The 15,754-nt window shown below is 53.0% G+C and carries 15 protein-coding genes and 2 pseudogenes; 10 read left to right on the plus strand and 7 right to left on the minus strand.

Annotated features, from left to right (window positions below):
• Positions 1-312, minus strand: a complete 312-nt coding sequence (locus tag DPRO_RS11655; protein WP_097012193.1) for a c-type cytochrome — start codon at positions 310-312, stop codon at positions 1-3.
• A 218-nt stretch (positions 313-530) separates the two neighbouring features.
• On the opposite strand from DPRO_RS11655, the gene DPRO_RS11660 reads away from it, so the two are divergent.
• Complete coding sequence (locus DPRO_RS11660; RefSeq protein WP_097012194.1) at positions 531-995, plus strand: LexA family protein; 465 nt, start codon at positions 531-533, stop codon at positions 993-995.
• Between the two features lie 4 nt (positions 996-999).
• Here DPRO_RS11660 and DPRO_RS11665 read toward each other — a convergent pair whose 3' ends face one another.
• The 3 genes from DPRO_RS11665 to DPRO_RS11675 form a co-directional block, all read right to left on the minus strand.
• Complete coding sequence (locus DPRO_RS11665; protein ID WP_097012195.1) at positions 1,000-1,797, minus strand: AraC family transcriptional regulator; 798 nt, start codon at positions 1,795-1,797, stop codon at positions 1,000-1,002.
• A gap of 147 nt (positions 1,798-1,944) precedes the next feature.
• On the minus strand, positions 1,945-3,012 hold the full coding sequence (locus DPRO_RS11670) for an IS5 family transposase (protein ID WP_097010253.1): 1,068 nt from the start codon (positions 3,010-3,012) through the stop codon (positions 1,945-1,947).
• A 52-nt stretch (positions 3,013-3,064) separates the two neighbouring features.
• On the minus strand, positions 3,065-3,247 hold the full coding sequence (locus DPRO_RS11675; RefSeq protein WP_097012196.1) for a hypothetical protein: 183 nt from the start codon (positions 3,245-3,247) through the stop codon (positions 3,065-3,067).
• A gap of 102 nt (positions 3,248-3,349) precedes the next feature.
• Here DPRO_RS11675 and DPRO_RS11680 point away from each other — a divergent pair, with 102 nt between their 5' ends.
• Positions 3,350-4,618, plus strand: a complete 1,269-nt coding sequence (locus DPRO_RS11680) for a Y-family DNA polymerase (RefSeq protein WP_097012197.1) — start codon at positions 3,350-3,352, stop codon at positions 4,616-4,618.
• A 100-nt stretch (positions 4,619-4,718) separates the two neighbouring features.
• Here the strand turns inward: DPRO_RS11680 and cydB are convergent, their stop codons facing one another.
• The 3 genes from cydB to DPRO_RS11695 all read right to left on the minus strand — a co-directional run bounded on the left by cydB (position 4,719) and on the right by DPRO_RS11695 (position 8,568).
• The gene (cydB, locus tag DPRO_RS11685) at positions 4,719-5,768 is read right to left on the minus strand and encodes a cytochrome d ubiquinol oxidase subunit II (RefSeq protein ID WP_097012198.1); all 1,050 of its coding nucleotides are present in this window, start codon (positions 5,766-5,768) and stop codon (positions 4,719-4,721) included.
• Between the two features lie 31 nt (positions 5,769-5,799).
• Positions 5,800-7,113 carry a cytochrome ubiquinol oxidase subunit I gene (locus DPRO_RS11690; protein ID WP_097012199.1) on the minus strand — a complete coding sequence of 438 codons (1,314 nt, stop codon included), beginning with the start codon at positions 7,111-7,113 and terminating at the stop codon, positions 5,800-5,802.
• Between the two features lie 126 nt (positions 7,114-7,239).
• Positions 7,240-8,568, minus strand: a complete 1,329-nt coding sequence (locus DPRO_RS11695) for an ATP-dependent 6-phosphofructokinase (protein WP_097012200.1) — start codon at positions 8,566-8,568, stop codon at positions 7,240-7,242.
• A gap of 231 nt (positions 8,569-8,799) precedes the next feature.
• Here DPRO_RS11695 and DPRO_RS11700 point away from each other — a divergent pair, with 231 nt between their 5' ends.
• The 8 genes and pseudogenes from DPRO_RS11700 (at position 8,800) to DPRO_RS11730 (ending at position 15,579) form a co-directional block, all read left to right on the plus strand.
• On the plus strand, positions 8,800-9,477 hold the full coding sequence (locus tag DPRO_RS11700; protein ID WP_232005570.1) for a substrate-binding periplasmic protein: 678 nt from the start codon (positions 8,800-8,802) through the stop codon (positions 9,475-9,477).
• A gap of 128 nt (positions 9,478-9,605) precedes the next feature.
• A complete protein-coding gene (locus DPRO_RS11705; RefSeq protein WP_097012202.1) occupies positions 9,606-10,322 on the plus strand; it encodes a methyltransferase domain-containing protein in 717 nt (238 codons plus the stop codon).
• A 357-nt stretch (positions 10,323-10,679) separates the two neighbouring features.
• A pseudogene (locus DPRO_RS11710) lies at positions 10,680-11,533 on the plus strand (zinc metalloprotease HtpX).
• A gap of 250 nt (positions 11,534-11,783) precedes the next feature.
• Positions 11,784-12,248, plus strand: a pseudogene (locus DPRO_RS20740) (S1C family serine protease); the annotation flags it as partial.
• Positions 12,249-12,368: 120 nt separating this feature from the next.
• The gene (locus DPRO_RS20745) at positions 12,369-12,857 is read left to right on the plus strand and encodes a PDZ domain-containing protein (RefSeq protein WP_407681409.1); all 489 of its coding nucleotides are present in this window, start codon (positions 12,369-12,371) and stop codon (positions 12,855-12,857) included.
• A 75-nt stretch (positions 12,858-12,932) separates the two neighbouring features.
• Positions 12,933-13,532: a class I SAM-dependent methyltransferase gene (locus tag DPRO_RS11720; RefSeq protein ID WP_232005571.1), complete on the plus strand. Its 600-nt coding sequence runs from the start codon at positions 12,933-12,935 to the stop codon at positions 13,530-13,532.
• A gap of 92 nt (positions 13,533-13,624) precedes the next feature.
• Positions 13,625-14,242 carry a GntR family transcriptional regulator gene (locus tag DPRO_RS11725; protein WP_097012205.1) on the plus strand — a complete coding sequence of 206 codons (618 nt, stop codon included), beginning with the start codon at positions 13,625-13,627 and terminating at the stop codon, positions 14,240-14,242.
• 161 nt (positions 14,243-14,403) lie between these two features.
• The gene (locus DPRO_RS11730) at positions 14,404-15,579 is read left to right on the plus strand and encodes an aminotransferase class V-fold PLP-dependent enzyme (RefSeq protein WP_097012206.1); all 1,176 of its coding nucleotides are present in this window, start codon (positions 14,404-14,406) and stop codon (positions 15,577-15,579) included.
• Positions 15,580-15,754 lie beyond the last annotated feature (175 nt).

A 15,754-nucleotide genomic window follows, 5' to 3' on the forward strand; every position in this document is an offset into this window, starting at 1 on the left:
TTAGAAACCGCCTATGTGGGTGGCGAGATCGTTGAGCATCTTGTCATCGATTTTTTCCACCATGCGCATCATGGTTTTCTTTCTCTTTCCACCATAGGAGCCGTCCTTGTAGCCCATGAGCTTGGCCTTGATGTCCTCAGCGGATTGACCCTTGAGCATTACACCACCGGATGGCCCGGATGTTTTGCTGCCATCCTCACCGTGGCAATTACCACAGCGTTTGGCGTAAAATTCCGCAGCATCACCACCGGCGAAAGCAGCCGTGGCTCCGAGTGCCAGACAAAGAGAGAGGGCAATAAGTACTTTTTTCACTGTAAACCTCGATTTTTAATTGATTAAAATAATTGATTAGCTTGCACCATACCATTTAATTATCTTTCAATTCAACCCATTATGAAAAAATAGTTCAAACTATAATCTAAAAAGCCGCTTGGTTTCCTCATAGTTCGCTTGCTAGTTAAACTTTGATTGACAAAAAAGGCGACTTGCAGCATTTTTGTTTTTCTTAAGTTGACAAAAAGAGGGAGTTGATGCGTCTTTTAGAAGAAATACAAAGCCTGGAAGGCGTCTGTTGGCTGGCTGAGGTCGGGCAACTGAGGTCGACAGGCAAACAGAGAATCCCGCTCGCTGTTGAAGCTGTCCCGGCGGGGTTCCCTTCCCCTGCGGAAGAGTACATGGAGCGTGCTCTTGATCTGAATGAGTATGTGGCTCCTCGTCCTGAAGCGACGTTTTTTGTTCGTGTGTCCGGGGATTCAATGATCAATGCGGGGATTCACCATGACGATATTCTGGTGGTGGACCGATCGCAGACTGCCCGACCGGGAAATGTGGTTATTGCGTGTGTGGAGGGAGAGTTCACAGTGAAACGACTGGTGCGAACCCCTGAGGGGTTGTCTCTGGAACCGGAAAATACGGAATACGCCCCCATTCCCCTGAGTCAGGAAACGGACTTCGAGATATGGGGGGTGGTGCGACATGTGGTGCACCGCCTGTAGTGTCTCACGTGGCAGGTGGCGTTGTCTTCATCAGATGGACGGTCGGCGACTTTGCACGGAGTGTTTCGGAAGGTAGTTCGCCGAACATCTCCTTGTAGTCTACGCCAAACTGTCCCATATGCCAGAACCCCCAGCGAGTGGCGGCTTCCGTGATACTGCTGCAGTTGCCGCTGCGCAGTTCCCGAAACACGCCGTGCAGGCGATAGATTTTGAGGTACGCCTTTGGGGTCATCCCCAGTTCCAGTTTGAATGCGTACAAAAGGCTGCGTTCACTGACTTCGGCTGCTTTGCACAGTTCGGCCAGCTTACAGTTTTCATGGGGTCTTGATCGGATGAAGTCAATGACGCGCCGAACTATCCGACGACGTGCATTGGGAGACATCTGGCGTATGGAAGAGGAAGTGGTTGAAAGGCATTGTCCAAAAGCGTGAACCACATCTTCACACATGGACCTCAGTCGTTGTGGCTCCTTGCTGGATTCAGCCACGCTGGTAGCCTGGACCAGAACACCGCAAAGGCGTTGCAGTGATTCGGGTGAGGGACGGAAACACCCCCCCAGCCGCAATTGTTTGAAGAATGTTTCGGAACCATGTTTTCTGATGAGGTTATCCAGTTCTTCTTTAGGAAAGCTCAGGTTGAAAGCATGGGAATTGGTAGGGGTGATGACATCCACTTCATGTGATGTGGGAGAAATGAATAGTTCATGGTCATCTATTGAAAGGCCGTGGGCAATGTGGGGGCCATGCGTAGCAATGCGCACCAGGAAAGAGCGCCATTCCTCCGGGCCACATCCTTTATACATAGAGACCTCTGCGCATCCCCTTTTCGCGTCCGTGCCTTGCGCTCCGCACCCAATTTGATGTTCTGACCGCACCCCAGCTTGGGCTCATTCCCGGCCTTTTCCTGCCATTTCTGGCCGAAATGCCGGATTTTGGACGCACCTCTCCCTTCAGGCTCGCGCCAGTCGAACAGCTTTTTTCAAATTGAACGCCATGGCGAGGATGTGGAACTCTCCCTCCACCTTCTCACGACCCACGTATCGGGACCGAAAGAATGCGTAGCCACGTTTGAGTGTGCCGAAGGCCCGCTCGACTATTTGCCGAATGCTGCTGATGTCACGGTTGCGGGTCTTTTCGAAGTCTGTCAGCCTGCCGCCACGAGGCGTCTTGTCCATGGTTCCGTCCTCCAAATCGCGATCAAACAGAATGTCCCGGTTCTTCCCGCTGCAATAGCCCTTGTCCGCATAAACCCGTGCGCCGGGATCAAGGCCGACGCCATTCACGAGCCGCTCGAATTCGCCCGTGTCCGAATGGTTCGCGGGAGTGATGTGACCACAGAGCAGAAACCCGTCTCGACTGTCCGTCGCGGCATGGAGCTTGTAGCCGTAATAGGCCCGATTTCTCTTGCGGAGCCAGGCCGCCTCCTCGTCATCCGAATAGCTGACCCGGCAGTCCACCGGCCCATCCTGTTCTTCGGCGTCCTCGGAACGGTCCTCAGGCATCACGTCGATAACCTTGCGCGGCCGCCGCTGCGACTCGACTACCGAGGCGTCCACCACGGCTCCCTCACGGACAAGAAGCCCTTGTCCTTCAAGCTGGCGGTTAAGCATGTCGAGCAAGGAGTCCAGCACCTTCAGGCGGATCAAACCGTTACGGAAACGGCATATGGTGGTCTCGTCCGGCACGTCGTCCTCGATGGAAAAACCGGTAAATCTGACAAAGGAGAGCCGGTCGAGCAGCGCCTGCTCCACGCCCGGATCACTCAGGTTGTACCAACGCTGCAAGAGCAGAATCTTGAACATCGCCAGAGGCGGATAGGCGGGATTGCCCACGGCGTTGGCCTTGCGCCTGATCTTCTTGCACAGAAAGGCGTTGATGGGCTGCCAGTCGATGAGTTCGTTGATCTCATCCAGAAATGTGGTCTTGGTTCTGCGGTGCCCCAGGAAGTAATCACCCAACCGAGGTCCTTTCTGCCGAATAGCCATGCCTTCCTCCTTTGGATGGAGAAATAATAGCATAATAAATCAAATAGTTAAAGAGTAAAAGTGTGGGATTTGCCGTGCAGAGGTCTCACATAAGGCTTTTGCTGGTTTGAATTTCGGCCAAGTGCATTCTTTTGCCCTGAAAAAGGCGCACCTCGGAAAAAAGACGTCCTTTTTCACGCTGCACGGCTTCGACCTCCCATCCGATAATGGAAGGTGGCAAACTCAAAACACCATGTAAGTCACCGCTGACAAACAAATTGGGTTCCATGATCAACCTCCTGCGAGAACTCCCCCGAGTACCCATAATGTCGCCCAAATCTATATCATAATATTGTTATAAAGAAAAGCCCTGTTCATCCATATAGTTATCATGAAAAAAATTGGCCTTGTCGACTGCAATAACTTCTATGCCTCATGTGAACGAGCCTTTCGTCCCGAGTTGCGTAATCGCCCGGTGGTGGTGCTTTCAAACAATGATGGCTGTGTCATTGCACGTTCTGCAGAGGCGAAAACGATCGGGATACCAATGGGTGCTCCTTACTTTAAATGGCGGACTGTCATCGACAAAAATCGTGTCGCAGTGTTTTCATCCAATTACGCATTGTACGGCGACCTGTCGAATCGGGTCATGAAGGTGCTGTTTCGTTTCTGCCCATCCGTTGAGATCTATTCCATTGATGAAGCATTTGTGGATTTGAGCGGTGTACCGGGGGGTGCGGACGCCTTTGCGCGTCGACTCAAGGCTACCGTGGAATCATGGACAGGTATCCCCGTGTCCATCGGTATCGGTTCGACAAAAACCCTGGCCAAGATCGCCAACCGTTTCGCCAAGAAGCATGCACGGAGCAAGGGAGTATTTGATCTGACCAGCAGTCCTGACCCGGACTTGGTTTTGCGTTGGACGCCTGTCTGCGATGTATGGGGAATCGGATCGCGCCATGCAAAAAAACTACGCAGGGAGGGGGTCGAAAATGCACTGGATTTCCGTTTGTTGAAACGGAATTGGGTAAAAAAGAAAATGACGGTCACCGGTTTGCAGACGCTGCTCGAAGTTCGAGGACTGCCTTGCTACGATTTTGCGGCCGGTCCCCCGCCCAAGAAGACCATTGTTTCATCCCGCTCATTCGGGCATCCGGTTTTCAAGCAATCGGACCTGCTGGAAGCTACGGCCCAGTATACGACCCGTGCCGCTGAAAAGCTGCGTAAACAGGGTTCGGTCACCTCCAATATTCTGGCCTTTTTGCAAACCAACCGTTTCAAGCTGGGTGAACCGCAGTATTCCAACAGCATCTCCATTCCGCTGCCGGTCTCGACGGCGCACACCCCAACCTTGATCAAGGCGGCTGTCAGCGGCATGGAGCGGATATTTCGTGATGGATATGGGTACAAGAAATGTGGTGTGATGCTCTCCAGCCTTGAACCGGCCAATGGCCGCTGGCTGAGCCTGCTGGATTTACCGCCCGACGATCATGCGCAGCACACCCCCCTGATGAACGCCGTGGATGCATGCAATAATAGGTGGGGGCGGGATACGATCAAGTTCGCGGCCTCCGGCATCAACGGAACGTGGCGAATGCGCCGGGAAATGTGTTCACCGAGATACACCACCGTGTGGGAGGAGTTGCTAGAGGTGAAGTGATGTATTCCCTTCAGTCATGACGTCCTGATGTTTGGAAGATTACAAAAAAAGCGCCCGACCAGATGGGCGGGCGCTTTGTGTATTCCGAAGGGAATTGTTTCTAGTAGTGAATGTCGTCCTCTCCCATGGGAGTGGCGAAGTTCTTGTAAACCCAGAACTGGTAGCCGATGACGATGGGTACGAACACCAGAGCCACGCCGAGCATGATCTGCAGGGTCAACTGGCTGGATGCGGAGTTCATGATTGTCAGGCTGTGAGCCGGATTCGGGCTGGACGGAATGATCGCCGGGAAGATGCCGATAACGCCGAAGAGCGCCACGCCGCCGATGTAGGCGCAGGACGCGGCCCATGCTTTCCAGTATTCCTTGGCACCAAGATAGGTGCGCATGAGGACCAGGCCAGCCACGGGCAGGGCCAGAACCACGAAGAGAACCGGGTACAACATGTAGTTGTTGAACAACTGCGTTGCAAAGGCGGTAAAGGCGAGGAACAGGACGGTCAGCACCACCTGGACGGGCCAGACGCGAGTTGCCGTGGTCACGGCGCGTCCGTGCAGGTCGCCGGTGGTACGAATGGTCAGCCACAGTGCGCCGTGCATGATGAAGATCACCACGAACAGGACGCCACCGGCCAGGCCGTACGGATTGAGCAGGCCGAACAGGCCAGCCTGGCTGAATCCGGTCTCATCCAGAGGCAGGCCCTGGAAGATGTTGCCGAAGGCCACGCCCAGCAGAAGGGCGGGCAGCAGCGAACCGAAGAAGTGGCAGTTGTCCCATATCTTTTTCCAGCGATCGCTTTCTACCTTGGAGCGGAACTCGAAGGATACGCCGCGGATGATGAGCGCGAACAGCAGGAGCATGAGGGCCGTGTACAGTCCGCTGAACATCTGCGCGTACGCATAAGGGAATGCAGCGAAGGTAACGCCGCCTGCCGAGATCAACCACACCTCGTTACCATCCCAGAAGGGACCGGTGGAGTTGAGCATGGCCCGTTTCTCAGCCTCGTTTTTGGCCAGAATCGGGAGCAGTGAGCCCACGCCCAGATCAAAGCCGTCCAATATGAAGTAGACGGACCAGAGGACGCCCCACAGGACGAACCAGATCATGGCCAGATAGTAATGCCAAGAGCCAATTTCCATAATATCAACCATTGTTGGATCTCCTTGTATTCTCTATCTCAGGTTAGACCTGGATGGGGGTGTTGTCTTCAGGGCCCTTCTTGGCCAGCTTGATCATCAGCCAGATGCCTGCTGCGCCGAGCAGAGCATAAAGAGCGCACATGAGAACCAGCGTGAAGCCGACCTCACCCGTTGATATGGGCGAGACCGCATCCGAGGTCCGCATCAGCCCGTAAACGATCCATGGTTGACGTCCTACTTCCGCCAGTACCCAGCCCGCCTGGATGGCGATGTAGGGAAGGGGGATGCAGAACGGTAATATCTTGAGATACAGCGGGAACTTGTCCAGCCGGTTGCGCATGACCCATCCGAAGAGGGCGAGGGCAGGCATGATGGTGCCGATACCGACCATTGCGCGGAAAGCCAGGAAGGTGATCACGACAGGAGGCCGGTCTTCCTTGGGGAAGTCGTTCAGGCCTTTCACTTCAGCATTGAAGTCGTTGTAGGCAAGGAAGCTCAGCATGCCCGGAATAGGCAGGGCTTCGATAAGGTTGCCGTCCTCACCCGGAACAACGAGCAGGTACATGGGCGCATTGCGCTGGGTTTCCCAGTGCGATTCCATGGCAGCCAGCTTGGTGGGCTGTTTCAGGGCCATGTTGTTGCCGTGGATGTGTCCTTCGACAGCGGTGAAGATCGAGAAAATGAGCGCGATGGTCACGCCGAGGCTGAAGGACTTCTGGAAGAATTCGGTTTCGCTCTTTCTGAGCAGGTGCCACGCGGCCACGCCCATCATGAAGAAACCTGCCAGACACATGGCAGCGGGGATGACATGGAAGAATTCCAGCCAGGCCCATTTGTTGGTGATGACCGCGAAAAAGTCGGTCAACTCGGCGCGGCCGTTGCGGATGACATATCCGGTCGGGTCCTGCATGAAGCCGTTGGCGATGAGGATCCAAATGGCTGAGAGGTTGGACGCACCCGCGACCAGCCATGCAACGATGGCATGTGCTTTGGGCGTGAGTTTGTTCCAGCCGAAGTGCCAGACGCCGATAAATGTTGATTCGAGGAAGAAGGCCGCTGTCGCCTCGATGGCGAGCAGAGAGCCGAAAATGTCTCCTACGAACATGGAATAACGGGACCAGTTGGTGCCGAATTGGAATTCGAGGGTGATACCGGTCACAACACCGAGGGCGAAGTTGACCAGGAATATCTTACCCCAGAATTTAGCCATTTTGCGCCATACCTCATTGCCGGTGCGAACATACGCGGTTTCCATGCAGGCGATGAGCACGGAGAGCCCCAGCGTGAGCGGAACAAAGATGAAGTGGAACATGGTGGCAGCAGCAAACTGCAGCCGTGAGAGCATTAACACATCCATAAAAACCCCCTTGCGGAAATGTATCTTATACTCGTATGCCGATTTTTGCGAAAAACTTCAACAGTAGTGGCAAATTACATTACTCTCTTTTTCATAGCAAGAACAATTATCATTAGCGCTTTAGGGCTACTCATTCTTCATAGAGATGGGTTGGCCAGTGGATTCCAGGACGGCGCGCCAGTAGTTGGAGCAGACATTGATCCGCTTCTTCCCTTTGGTGACAAGAGACATGGGGATATGCACATACCGGCCATTCCAGCGGGAAATGACCAGGCTTGTTCGACCGGACATGCCTGCGTGGACGGCATTGATGCCGAGAAAGGAACAGTAAATGCGGTCGTTGGCGTTGGCCGGTACCGAGCGGATTATGTAGCTGGGATCGATGTATTTCAACGTCGGCTCAATCCCTTTTGACTTGAGGTATTCCACAATGCGCGATTTGAGCATCAGGGCGATGTCGCTCAGTTTGACGTTGCCGGATGCGTCTTTCTGGTTGGAATCTTCCAGATGTTCCTGTCCGGCGCCTTCTGCCACGACGATGACCGCGTTGCCACGGTCATGCATGCGCTTTTCCAGTGCAGCGAGAAATCCGTTCTCGCCTTCAATGTCGAAGGGGTCTTCGGGGATCAGGACAAAGTTGACTTCCTGGCAGGAGAGGGCTGACTGGGCGGCAATGTAGCCGGCATGACGGCCCATGACCTTGACCAGTCCAACGCCCATGGGAGCGCCGGTGGCCTCCACGTGAGCGCCGCGAATGGCATTGGCCGCGGTCTCCACTGCGGTATCGAAGCCAAAGGACGGGGAGGCGAAATTGATGTCGTTATCAATGGTTTTGGGGAGGCCGACCACCGAGATGGAGAGTTCGCGCTTGGCAATGACCTTAACCACCTTGCTGGCTGCACGCATGGTTCCGTCGCCTCCGATCATGAAGAGTACGGAGACATTCATGCGTTCCAGGGCATCGACGATATCTTCCGGGTCTTGCGGGCCGCGAGAACTGCCCAGGATGGTGCCGCCGAATTCGTGGATGCGGCTTACATAGTCAGGAGTCAGCTCGATGACATCATACCCGTACTTGGGAATGAACCCTGCCAAACCATACTTGATGCCCAGCACAGACGGGACGTTGTACTGATGGTAGGCTGTCATGACAATGGCGCGAACAACGTCGTTCAGCCCCGGGCACAGGCCGCCGCAGGTGACAACGGCACATTTGGTCTTGCTGGTGTCGTAATAAATCTTACCACGTGGCCCGGCTGGCTCGAAGTACTGATGCACCGGGTCTTTCCGGGCTTTGCCCGTGCGCTCCACGTTGCGTTTGGATATATTGACCAGGACCGCATCCTCTTCGCTGACGAAGCGGCCGAATTTTATTGGATTATTTACCTTGGCCTCACCGACGACAGGTATGGTGGTGTCAGTCGGTATGACGGTTTCGTCTGTACATGTTTTCATCGGTTCCCCCGCGATTTGATTGTTCGGAGATTACTCCAAGATTCTTATATGTATTTTGATTTATGCGCAAATCCTTATTAAGAAATAACGGGTTCTGCCGCAAATACAGGTGCATGAAAGTCGCTTGCCCATAAAGGCGGCTGCGAGTATGGTGCCGCCATGCGTTTCATTGGTCCATTACTCCTCATCGCCACTTTCTTTTTCCTCTGCTTTGGGGCAGGGGAGCGCGCATTGGCCCAAAGGAACGCACTGCCCATCGTTTTTGAGGAATATCCGCCTTATGAATTTGTAGAGGATGGACAGGTCAAAGGTATCAATATGGATATCATTCGGGAAGCCTTCAAGCGAATGGGCATAACCCCGTTTTTTGAGCCTCGTCCATGGAACCGCGCAATATATCAGTTGAAAACTGGTGAAATACTGGCTCTTTCATCCGGTTTCAGGACCAAGGATCGTCAGCTTTTCGCCTACTTCCCCGACACACCGCTGGCCCTTGAGACCAATATGGTGATCACCCGGTCAGACCGTGATATTTCCATAAAGTCACTGGATGATCTTCGTCCTTTGCGAATCGGCGTTGTTCGCGGATACGCCTACGGCACGAAGTTCGATACCATGCGCGGCCTCAACATCATCGAGGCTCAGTCCGCACACCAGTTGTTGCTTATGTTGCTCAATGACCGGATGGATGTGGCTATCTGTAATCAGACCGTATTCAAGTACATCGCCCGAAAAGAAGAGGCGTTGGATAAAATCCGGTTCGTGTTCGAAGTGAGCCGCGAACCCCTCTACCTGATGTTTTCCCGAGCCCATGGGCAGCGAGCCAAACAGTTGGCAAACGACTTCGGGGCAGTGGTCAGGCAGATGGTCAAGGATGGTTCCTTTGCGGCCATAGAAGCCCGATACTGATCCGATCATGGTGTTTCCGCAAATATCCATGAATATGTGAGGAGCCCTTATGGGAGTAGTGGAAATCCAATTGCATAGGGTTCAACTCTTTGATAGAAATTGATATTTAACGTAAAAGAGTGGGAAAAATGAAGTCCGATATAAAAAAGTATTTCACAAATAAAGAACACCTGAAAAAAAGAACATACGATCGTTTTTACAACTATTTACACTACCTTAAACGTCCTGTGCGTATTTGGTGGAGAGTTGTCTCTAAAAAATATGGAGAAGTTGTTGCGAATACGCATGAAATTGTTAAATTGTCCGATCAGGTAAAGGACTTTGAAGACTGTGGTAAATATCGAAATTTTAAGAGATATTTCAGTATAAATTTTAGGAGAGTTTTTGAGCTTGGACTGCATAAACAAAGCAGTATAAATATTTTAGACATCGGGTGTGGTGGAGGATTTTTTCTCTATATTGCTAGGATGTTTGGGCACACACCCCACGGGATTGATCTCGATTATCACAAGATATACAATCATATGGTGAACTACTTTGATATCCCCCGCTTGGACCACCGCATCGAGCCAAATCAGCCAATCCCAAGCCTAGGTCAAAAGTTTGATTTGATAACGGCTTTTGCGATTTGTTTTCATAACTGTGGAAAGAAACCATGGAATCATCAAGAGTGGAAATTCTTTTTGAATGATATTGAGAATAACTTTATCAAAAAGAATGGTCGTTTACACCTTTTCTTCAATAATGATCCTCATGGCGACTTCCAATATGCTTTAGAGCAGATATCAAAGTGTGGCTACGAAATGACTGTTGACCACAAAACCATAGATATTGTCTTTAAATAAATTCGCAATTAGACTGCTCTACAGAACTCAATGACATTGGGAAAGTTAGGGAAAAGGCCTATCCTGGCGATACTCGTTTGGATAGGCCTTTTCCCTCTTTTAGTTCATGGCTTCTGTTTCAAAGGGTTTGAGCCTTTGGCCGCCGGAGCCAAAGTCACTCGATAATTCTTCCGAAGGCGGCTTCCCCTGCTGATTCGAATATCTATGGAAACACCTTCTGATCTGCCATGCATCTCTCCCTCTCCTTTCTACCTTTTCCCCCGCCCGCTGAGGGATTCTTCTTATTTTCCTTCTTGACGTTATCATGCAAATCCCTATCTATTGGTATCACATCATTATTTGGAGGATACTACTGACATGACCAGTCAGATTAAAACCGTTTTGCTTCTTGGCTTGCTCACAGGCCTGCTTATGTTGCTCGGTGGAGCCATGGGCGGTCGCGTCGGATTGATGTTCGCCTTCGGCTTTGCCATGCTGATGAACGTCGGGAGTTATTGGTACTCCGATAAAATCGTTCTTAAAATGTACAAGGCCCAGGAGCTTTCTCCTGGTGATGCCCCTCATATTCACCGAGTCGTCGAGGAGATGTCCCGCAATGCGGGTATCCCCAAGCCCCGGCTGTACCTCATTCCCCAGGATTCGCCCAATGCGTTTGCCACCGGTCGTAACCCGGAGAACGCCGTGGTTGCCGTTACCCGCGGCATCGTCAACATCCTTGACCCCGATGAGTTGAAGGGCGTTCTGGCACATGAGTTGGGCCATATCGTCAATCGGGATATCCTGATTCAGACGGTCGCCGCTGTGCTCGCCGGTGCCATTGTGTTCATTGCCAACATGCTGCAGTGGACCACCATTTTCGGCTTTGGCAACAACGACGAGGAAGGCGGTGGCAGTCCCATTGCGGCTCTCGCCATGGCGTTTCTGGCCCCTGTGGCAGCCGGTCTCATTCAGATGGCGATCTCCCGCTCCCGTGAATATCTGGCCGATGACGCCGGTGCTCGCTTGTCCGGTATCCGCTGTATCTTGCCGGTGCCCTTGGCAAGCTCGATGCAGCCTCGAAGCAGCTGCCCATCGAGGGCAGTCCGGCCACGGAGAACATGTTCATTGTCGCTCCGTTCAGCGGGAAGGGGGCAACAGCACTCTTCTCCACGCACCCGCCAATCGAAGAGCGAATCGCCCGTCTTCGGGCCATGGCGCAAGGAAGTAGATAGCCCCATGTGGATTCGTACCACCTTAATCGCAGTTCTGGCGCTGCTGGTGTTTTCGGCACCGGCAGCGGCGGATCATCGACGCACGCCTGTCGTCAAGGCCGTGGACAAAGTCAGTCCCGCCGTTGTCAACATCACTGTGAACAAGGAGGTGCTTGCCCAGGGCAACTCGCCATTTGGCGATCCGTTTTTCGATCAGTTCTTCAAGGACTTTTACGGCCAGCGTCGTCAGGCCCAATCCCTTGGGTCTGGTGTTATCCTTGATGGAGAAAAGGCCCTGGTTCTGACCAATGCCCACGTGGTCGCCGGTGGCGGCTCCATTGTCGTTCGGCTGAATGACGGTCGTGAGTTCGAGGCCGATCTTGTGGGATCGGACCCGGATTTCGATCTGGCCGTGCTCAAGCTGAATAAAGCGCAGCACCTGCCCGAGGTGGAGGTCGGAGATTCCGACGATATCTATATCGGGGAGACGGTCATCGCCATTGGAAATCCTTTTGGGTATTCGAATACGGTGACGACCGGCGTTGTGTCCGCATTGAATCGGCCCATGAAGACGCGAAACGGGGCCTTCGGTTCATTCATCCAGACCGATGCCGCCATTAATCCCGGCAACTCGGGTGGGCCGCTCCTCAACATTCACGGCAAGCTGATCGGCATCAATACGGCCATTCATGCGCAGGCCGAGGGTATCGGGTTTGCCATTCCGGTGAACAAGGCCAAGTATGTTATCAGCGAACTGCTGGACACCGGCCATGTTTCCCCTATCTGGCTTGGATTATTCGGACAGGATCTCAATCAGGCGACGGCGCGGTATTTTGATCTCGACAGTCTGAACGGAATGCTGGTGGCCGAAGCGTATGCCGACAGTCCGGCTGCCCGTGCGGATATTCGTCCGGGGGATATTGTTCTCGCCTTCAACGGGCGTCCTGTTACTGGCAAGGATAGCTATCTGACCCAGTTGTTCAATATGACCCAGCAGGAAACAGTCACTCTGACCGTGCAGCGCGGTGACAGAAAGCGCGAGCTGAAGCTCAAGCCGCAGGCGCTGGACAAGGAGAAGGCATTGGAGCTGGTGCGATCCCGCTGGGGATTCGAGCTGGCGGACCGTTCTCGCGGTGCCGGTGCCGAGGTGACGTTGATCGTACCGAACAGCCCCGCTGGCAAGCTTGGCTTGCAGCCCGGGGATATTATACATCAAATTGGTAATAGACGGCTGGCACGGGGCATTGATCTGCTCAATGCCTTCCTGCGCAGCCGTATGCAGAAAACGGTTCTCATGCGCGTACAGCGTGGGAGAAGTCTGTATCACGTCCGCTTGACCATGTAGTCGGCGGACTCGTTTCAATCGCTATCAGGAGAAAGTACCATAGACGCTCATCGAAGGTATTGGACGGAAAAAGCCGTGGACAAGACGTTCACTACTCCGTTCAAGATGAATCTGTTTTCGGAACATGTGGCAAAGGATGCCCGGGTTCTGGATTATGGCTGTGGATATGGGCGTACATTGGCCGAACTGGCCGATGCCGGATACACCGATCTGACCGGGATCGATTTTTCCGAGCCCCTGGTGCAACGAGGAAAAGAGGAGCGCCCTGATCTTGATCTGACGGTGTTTCCCGGTGGGCCGTTGCCGTATGAGACCGACTCGTTTGATGCTGCACTCATGCTCGGGGTTTTCACCTGCATTGTCGATACGAAAACCCAGGCCGAAACGCTTATTGAACTGAAGCGGGTGTTGCGACCGGGTGGCGTGCTGTACGTCAACGACTTTCTGCTTAACAGGGATAAGCGCAACCTCGATCGATACGCCATCGGCAAAGAGAAATACGGTATCTACGGTGTGTTCGATACAGCCGATGGAGGCGTGTTGCGACACCATGACAGGAATCACATGGAAGCACTCTTTTTCGATTTTGAGACCATCGAATTCGAAGAAGTGGTGTACGATACCATGCACGGGAATCAGTCGCAGGGATTCTACTCCCTTTTGCGGATGCCTTGACACTCGGTGTAGGCCCAATCTAGATACATTGTTACGACCAGTGCCAGGCGATACGAACGCCTGGCACGCTCATATTCAGCAAAGGGTTCCCCATGGATTCGCGTACCATATATGAAGCTCTCCGTTCCAAGATCATCCACCTGGAACTCGCACCGGAATCGGTTCTCAACCTTTCGGAACTGGCCGAGGAATTCGGTGTCAGCCGTACACCCATCAAGGAAGTGCTGATTACGCTCCAGGCCGAAGAGTGGATCATGCGGCAGGGGACCCATTTCATCGTGACCCCGCTCAGTCTGGAGCGGATTCGGGAAATTACCGAGATTCGCATGGTCATGGAGGTGCAGGCAAATATATGGGCCATGCAGCGAATTACGCCCGAGGAGAAACAGCACCTCCTGCAACTGAAGGAGCGTATTGCCTCCTTTGATGCGAACAGCCCGAATCAGTCCATAGTCGATTTTGATTCGGAGATTCACCGGGTCATCTTTACGGCGGCCCGAAATGCCCAACTGACGACCATGTTGGAGCGCATCCTCAGCCATTACCTTCGTTTTTGGCTTTCTTCGCCGCGGATAATCGATCCCGAGGTTTTCTTTTCGGAAGCCGTAGAGTTGATCGATGCCATTGCTGCTGGTGATGAAGACGGGGTGCGAACCTGCACGGTGCGGCACATCCGCAACTCTGTGGCCGAGATCATGGGAACGCGATAAATTTTAGTAAAAAGTTGTATAGAAAGCCCGCCCCAAGAGGAGCGGGCTTTTTTGTTTTATTCTAGCCTATTACGTCCTCTTTGCCAAAAGTGTATTTACCGTGTATTTATAATGAATACAATGTAAATTCTATTTCCGACAGATTTGCAAAGGAGAGGATCATGGATGGCCTTATTTATTTGGATAATGGAGCAACATCATTTCCCAAGCCAGAAGCCGTTTATCAGTATATGGACAGGTTTCAGCGCACCAATGGGGTCAGCCCCGGGCGCTCCGGTTGTGACCTCTCCATAGAGACGGGCAACATTATCGAAGCGGCGCGTCGAACCATGACGGCGCTCTTTAACGGCACAGACCATAACCGCCTCGTCTTTACTCTCAACTCTACGGATGCACTGAATCTCGCCATAAACGGGTTGCTTGAGCCTGGCGATCATGTGGTCACAACCAATGTCGAGCACAATGCTGTCCTGCGTCCGCTTCATCACCACGAAGTCTACAATGAAGGGCGAGTGGATTATGTTCCTTTTGATGAGGCAGGATTTATCCAGCCGGAAGCCATTGCCCAACGAATCAGGCAGGACACCAAGCTTGTGATCGTCAACCACGCATCCAATGTCATCGGCACAGTACAGCCCATTGAGGAGATCGGTCGTATTTGTCGCGAGAGAGGGGTGCTCTTCATTGTGGATGCATCGCAGACCGCAGGCAAGATCCCGGTGGATGTCGAAGCGTGCAATATTGATGTGCTGGTCTTTACCGGCCACAAATCATTGCTTGGCCCGACAGGTATCGGCGGAATGTATGTGCGGGAATCCGTGGATATCAAACATGTTCGGGCAGGTGGTACGGGCGTGAAGTCGGCCCAGCTTCACCATTTGCATGAATATCCCTACCGGATGGAATATGGGACGCCTAATCTAGTGGGCATTGCCGGGTTGCTGGCCGGAGTTCGCTGGTTGAACGAGCAGGGTATGGAAACCATACATCAACGGGAGATGGCGCTGACCGAGCAGTTTGTGCATGGGGTGCGTGATGTGGAGAACATCAACCTCTACTGCCAGGATGATCTGACCAGCCACATAGGTGTGGTCAGTTTCAATGTTGTGGGCTTTGAGGCCACAAACGTCGGAACCATCCTCGATGGTGACTACAATATTGCCTGCCGGACCGGCCTGCAGTGCGCCCCCTTTGTTCACCGGCAGATCGGGACGGAATCCATTGGAGGCACAGTGCGATTGGGAGTTGGCCCGTTCAATACCGAAGAACATATTGATGCCGCAGTGACGGCTGTCAGAGAAATAGCAGGGTTCTACGGCAACCGCCTGGCTTCCTGAGCCAATTGTCATATGTGACGACAAGGCCACCTTCGGGTGGCTTTTTTGTGTGCGGCGGTCGATGGTCTATTAATAAGCCGTGATGCGTGCTATGGGGATAGTACGATTTCTCATATAAGTTTGATACTCTGGGGGGACTCAATAGAGTATCTCACTATTCGCTGGCTTCCCATAT

Origin of the sequence: Pseudodesulfovibrio profundus (assembly GCF_900217235.1) — a bacterium.
Classification (GTDB): Bacteria; Desulfobacterota; Desulfovibrionia; order Desulfovibrionales; family Desulfovibrionaceae; genus Pseudodesulfovibrio; species Pseudodesulfovibrio profundus.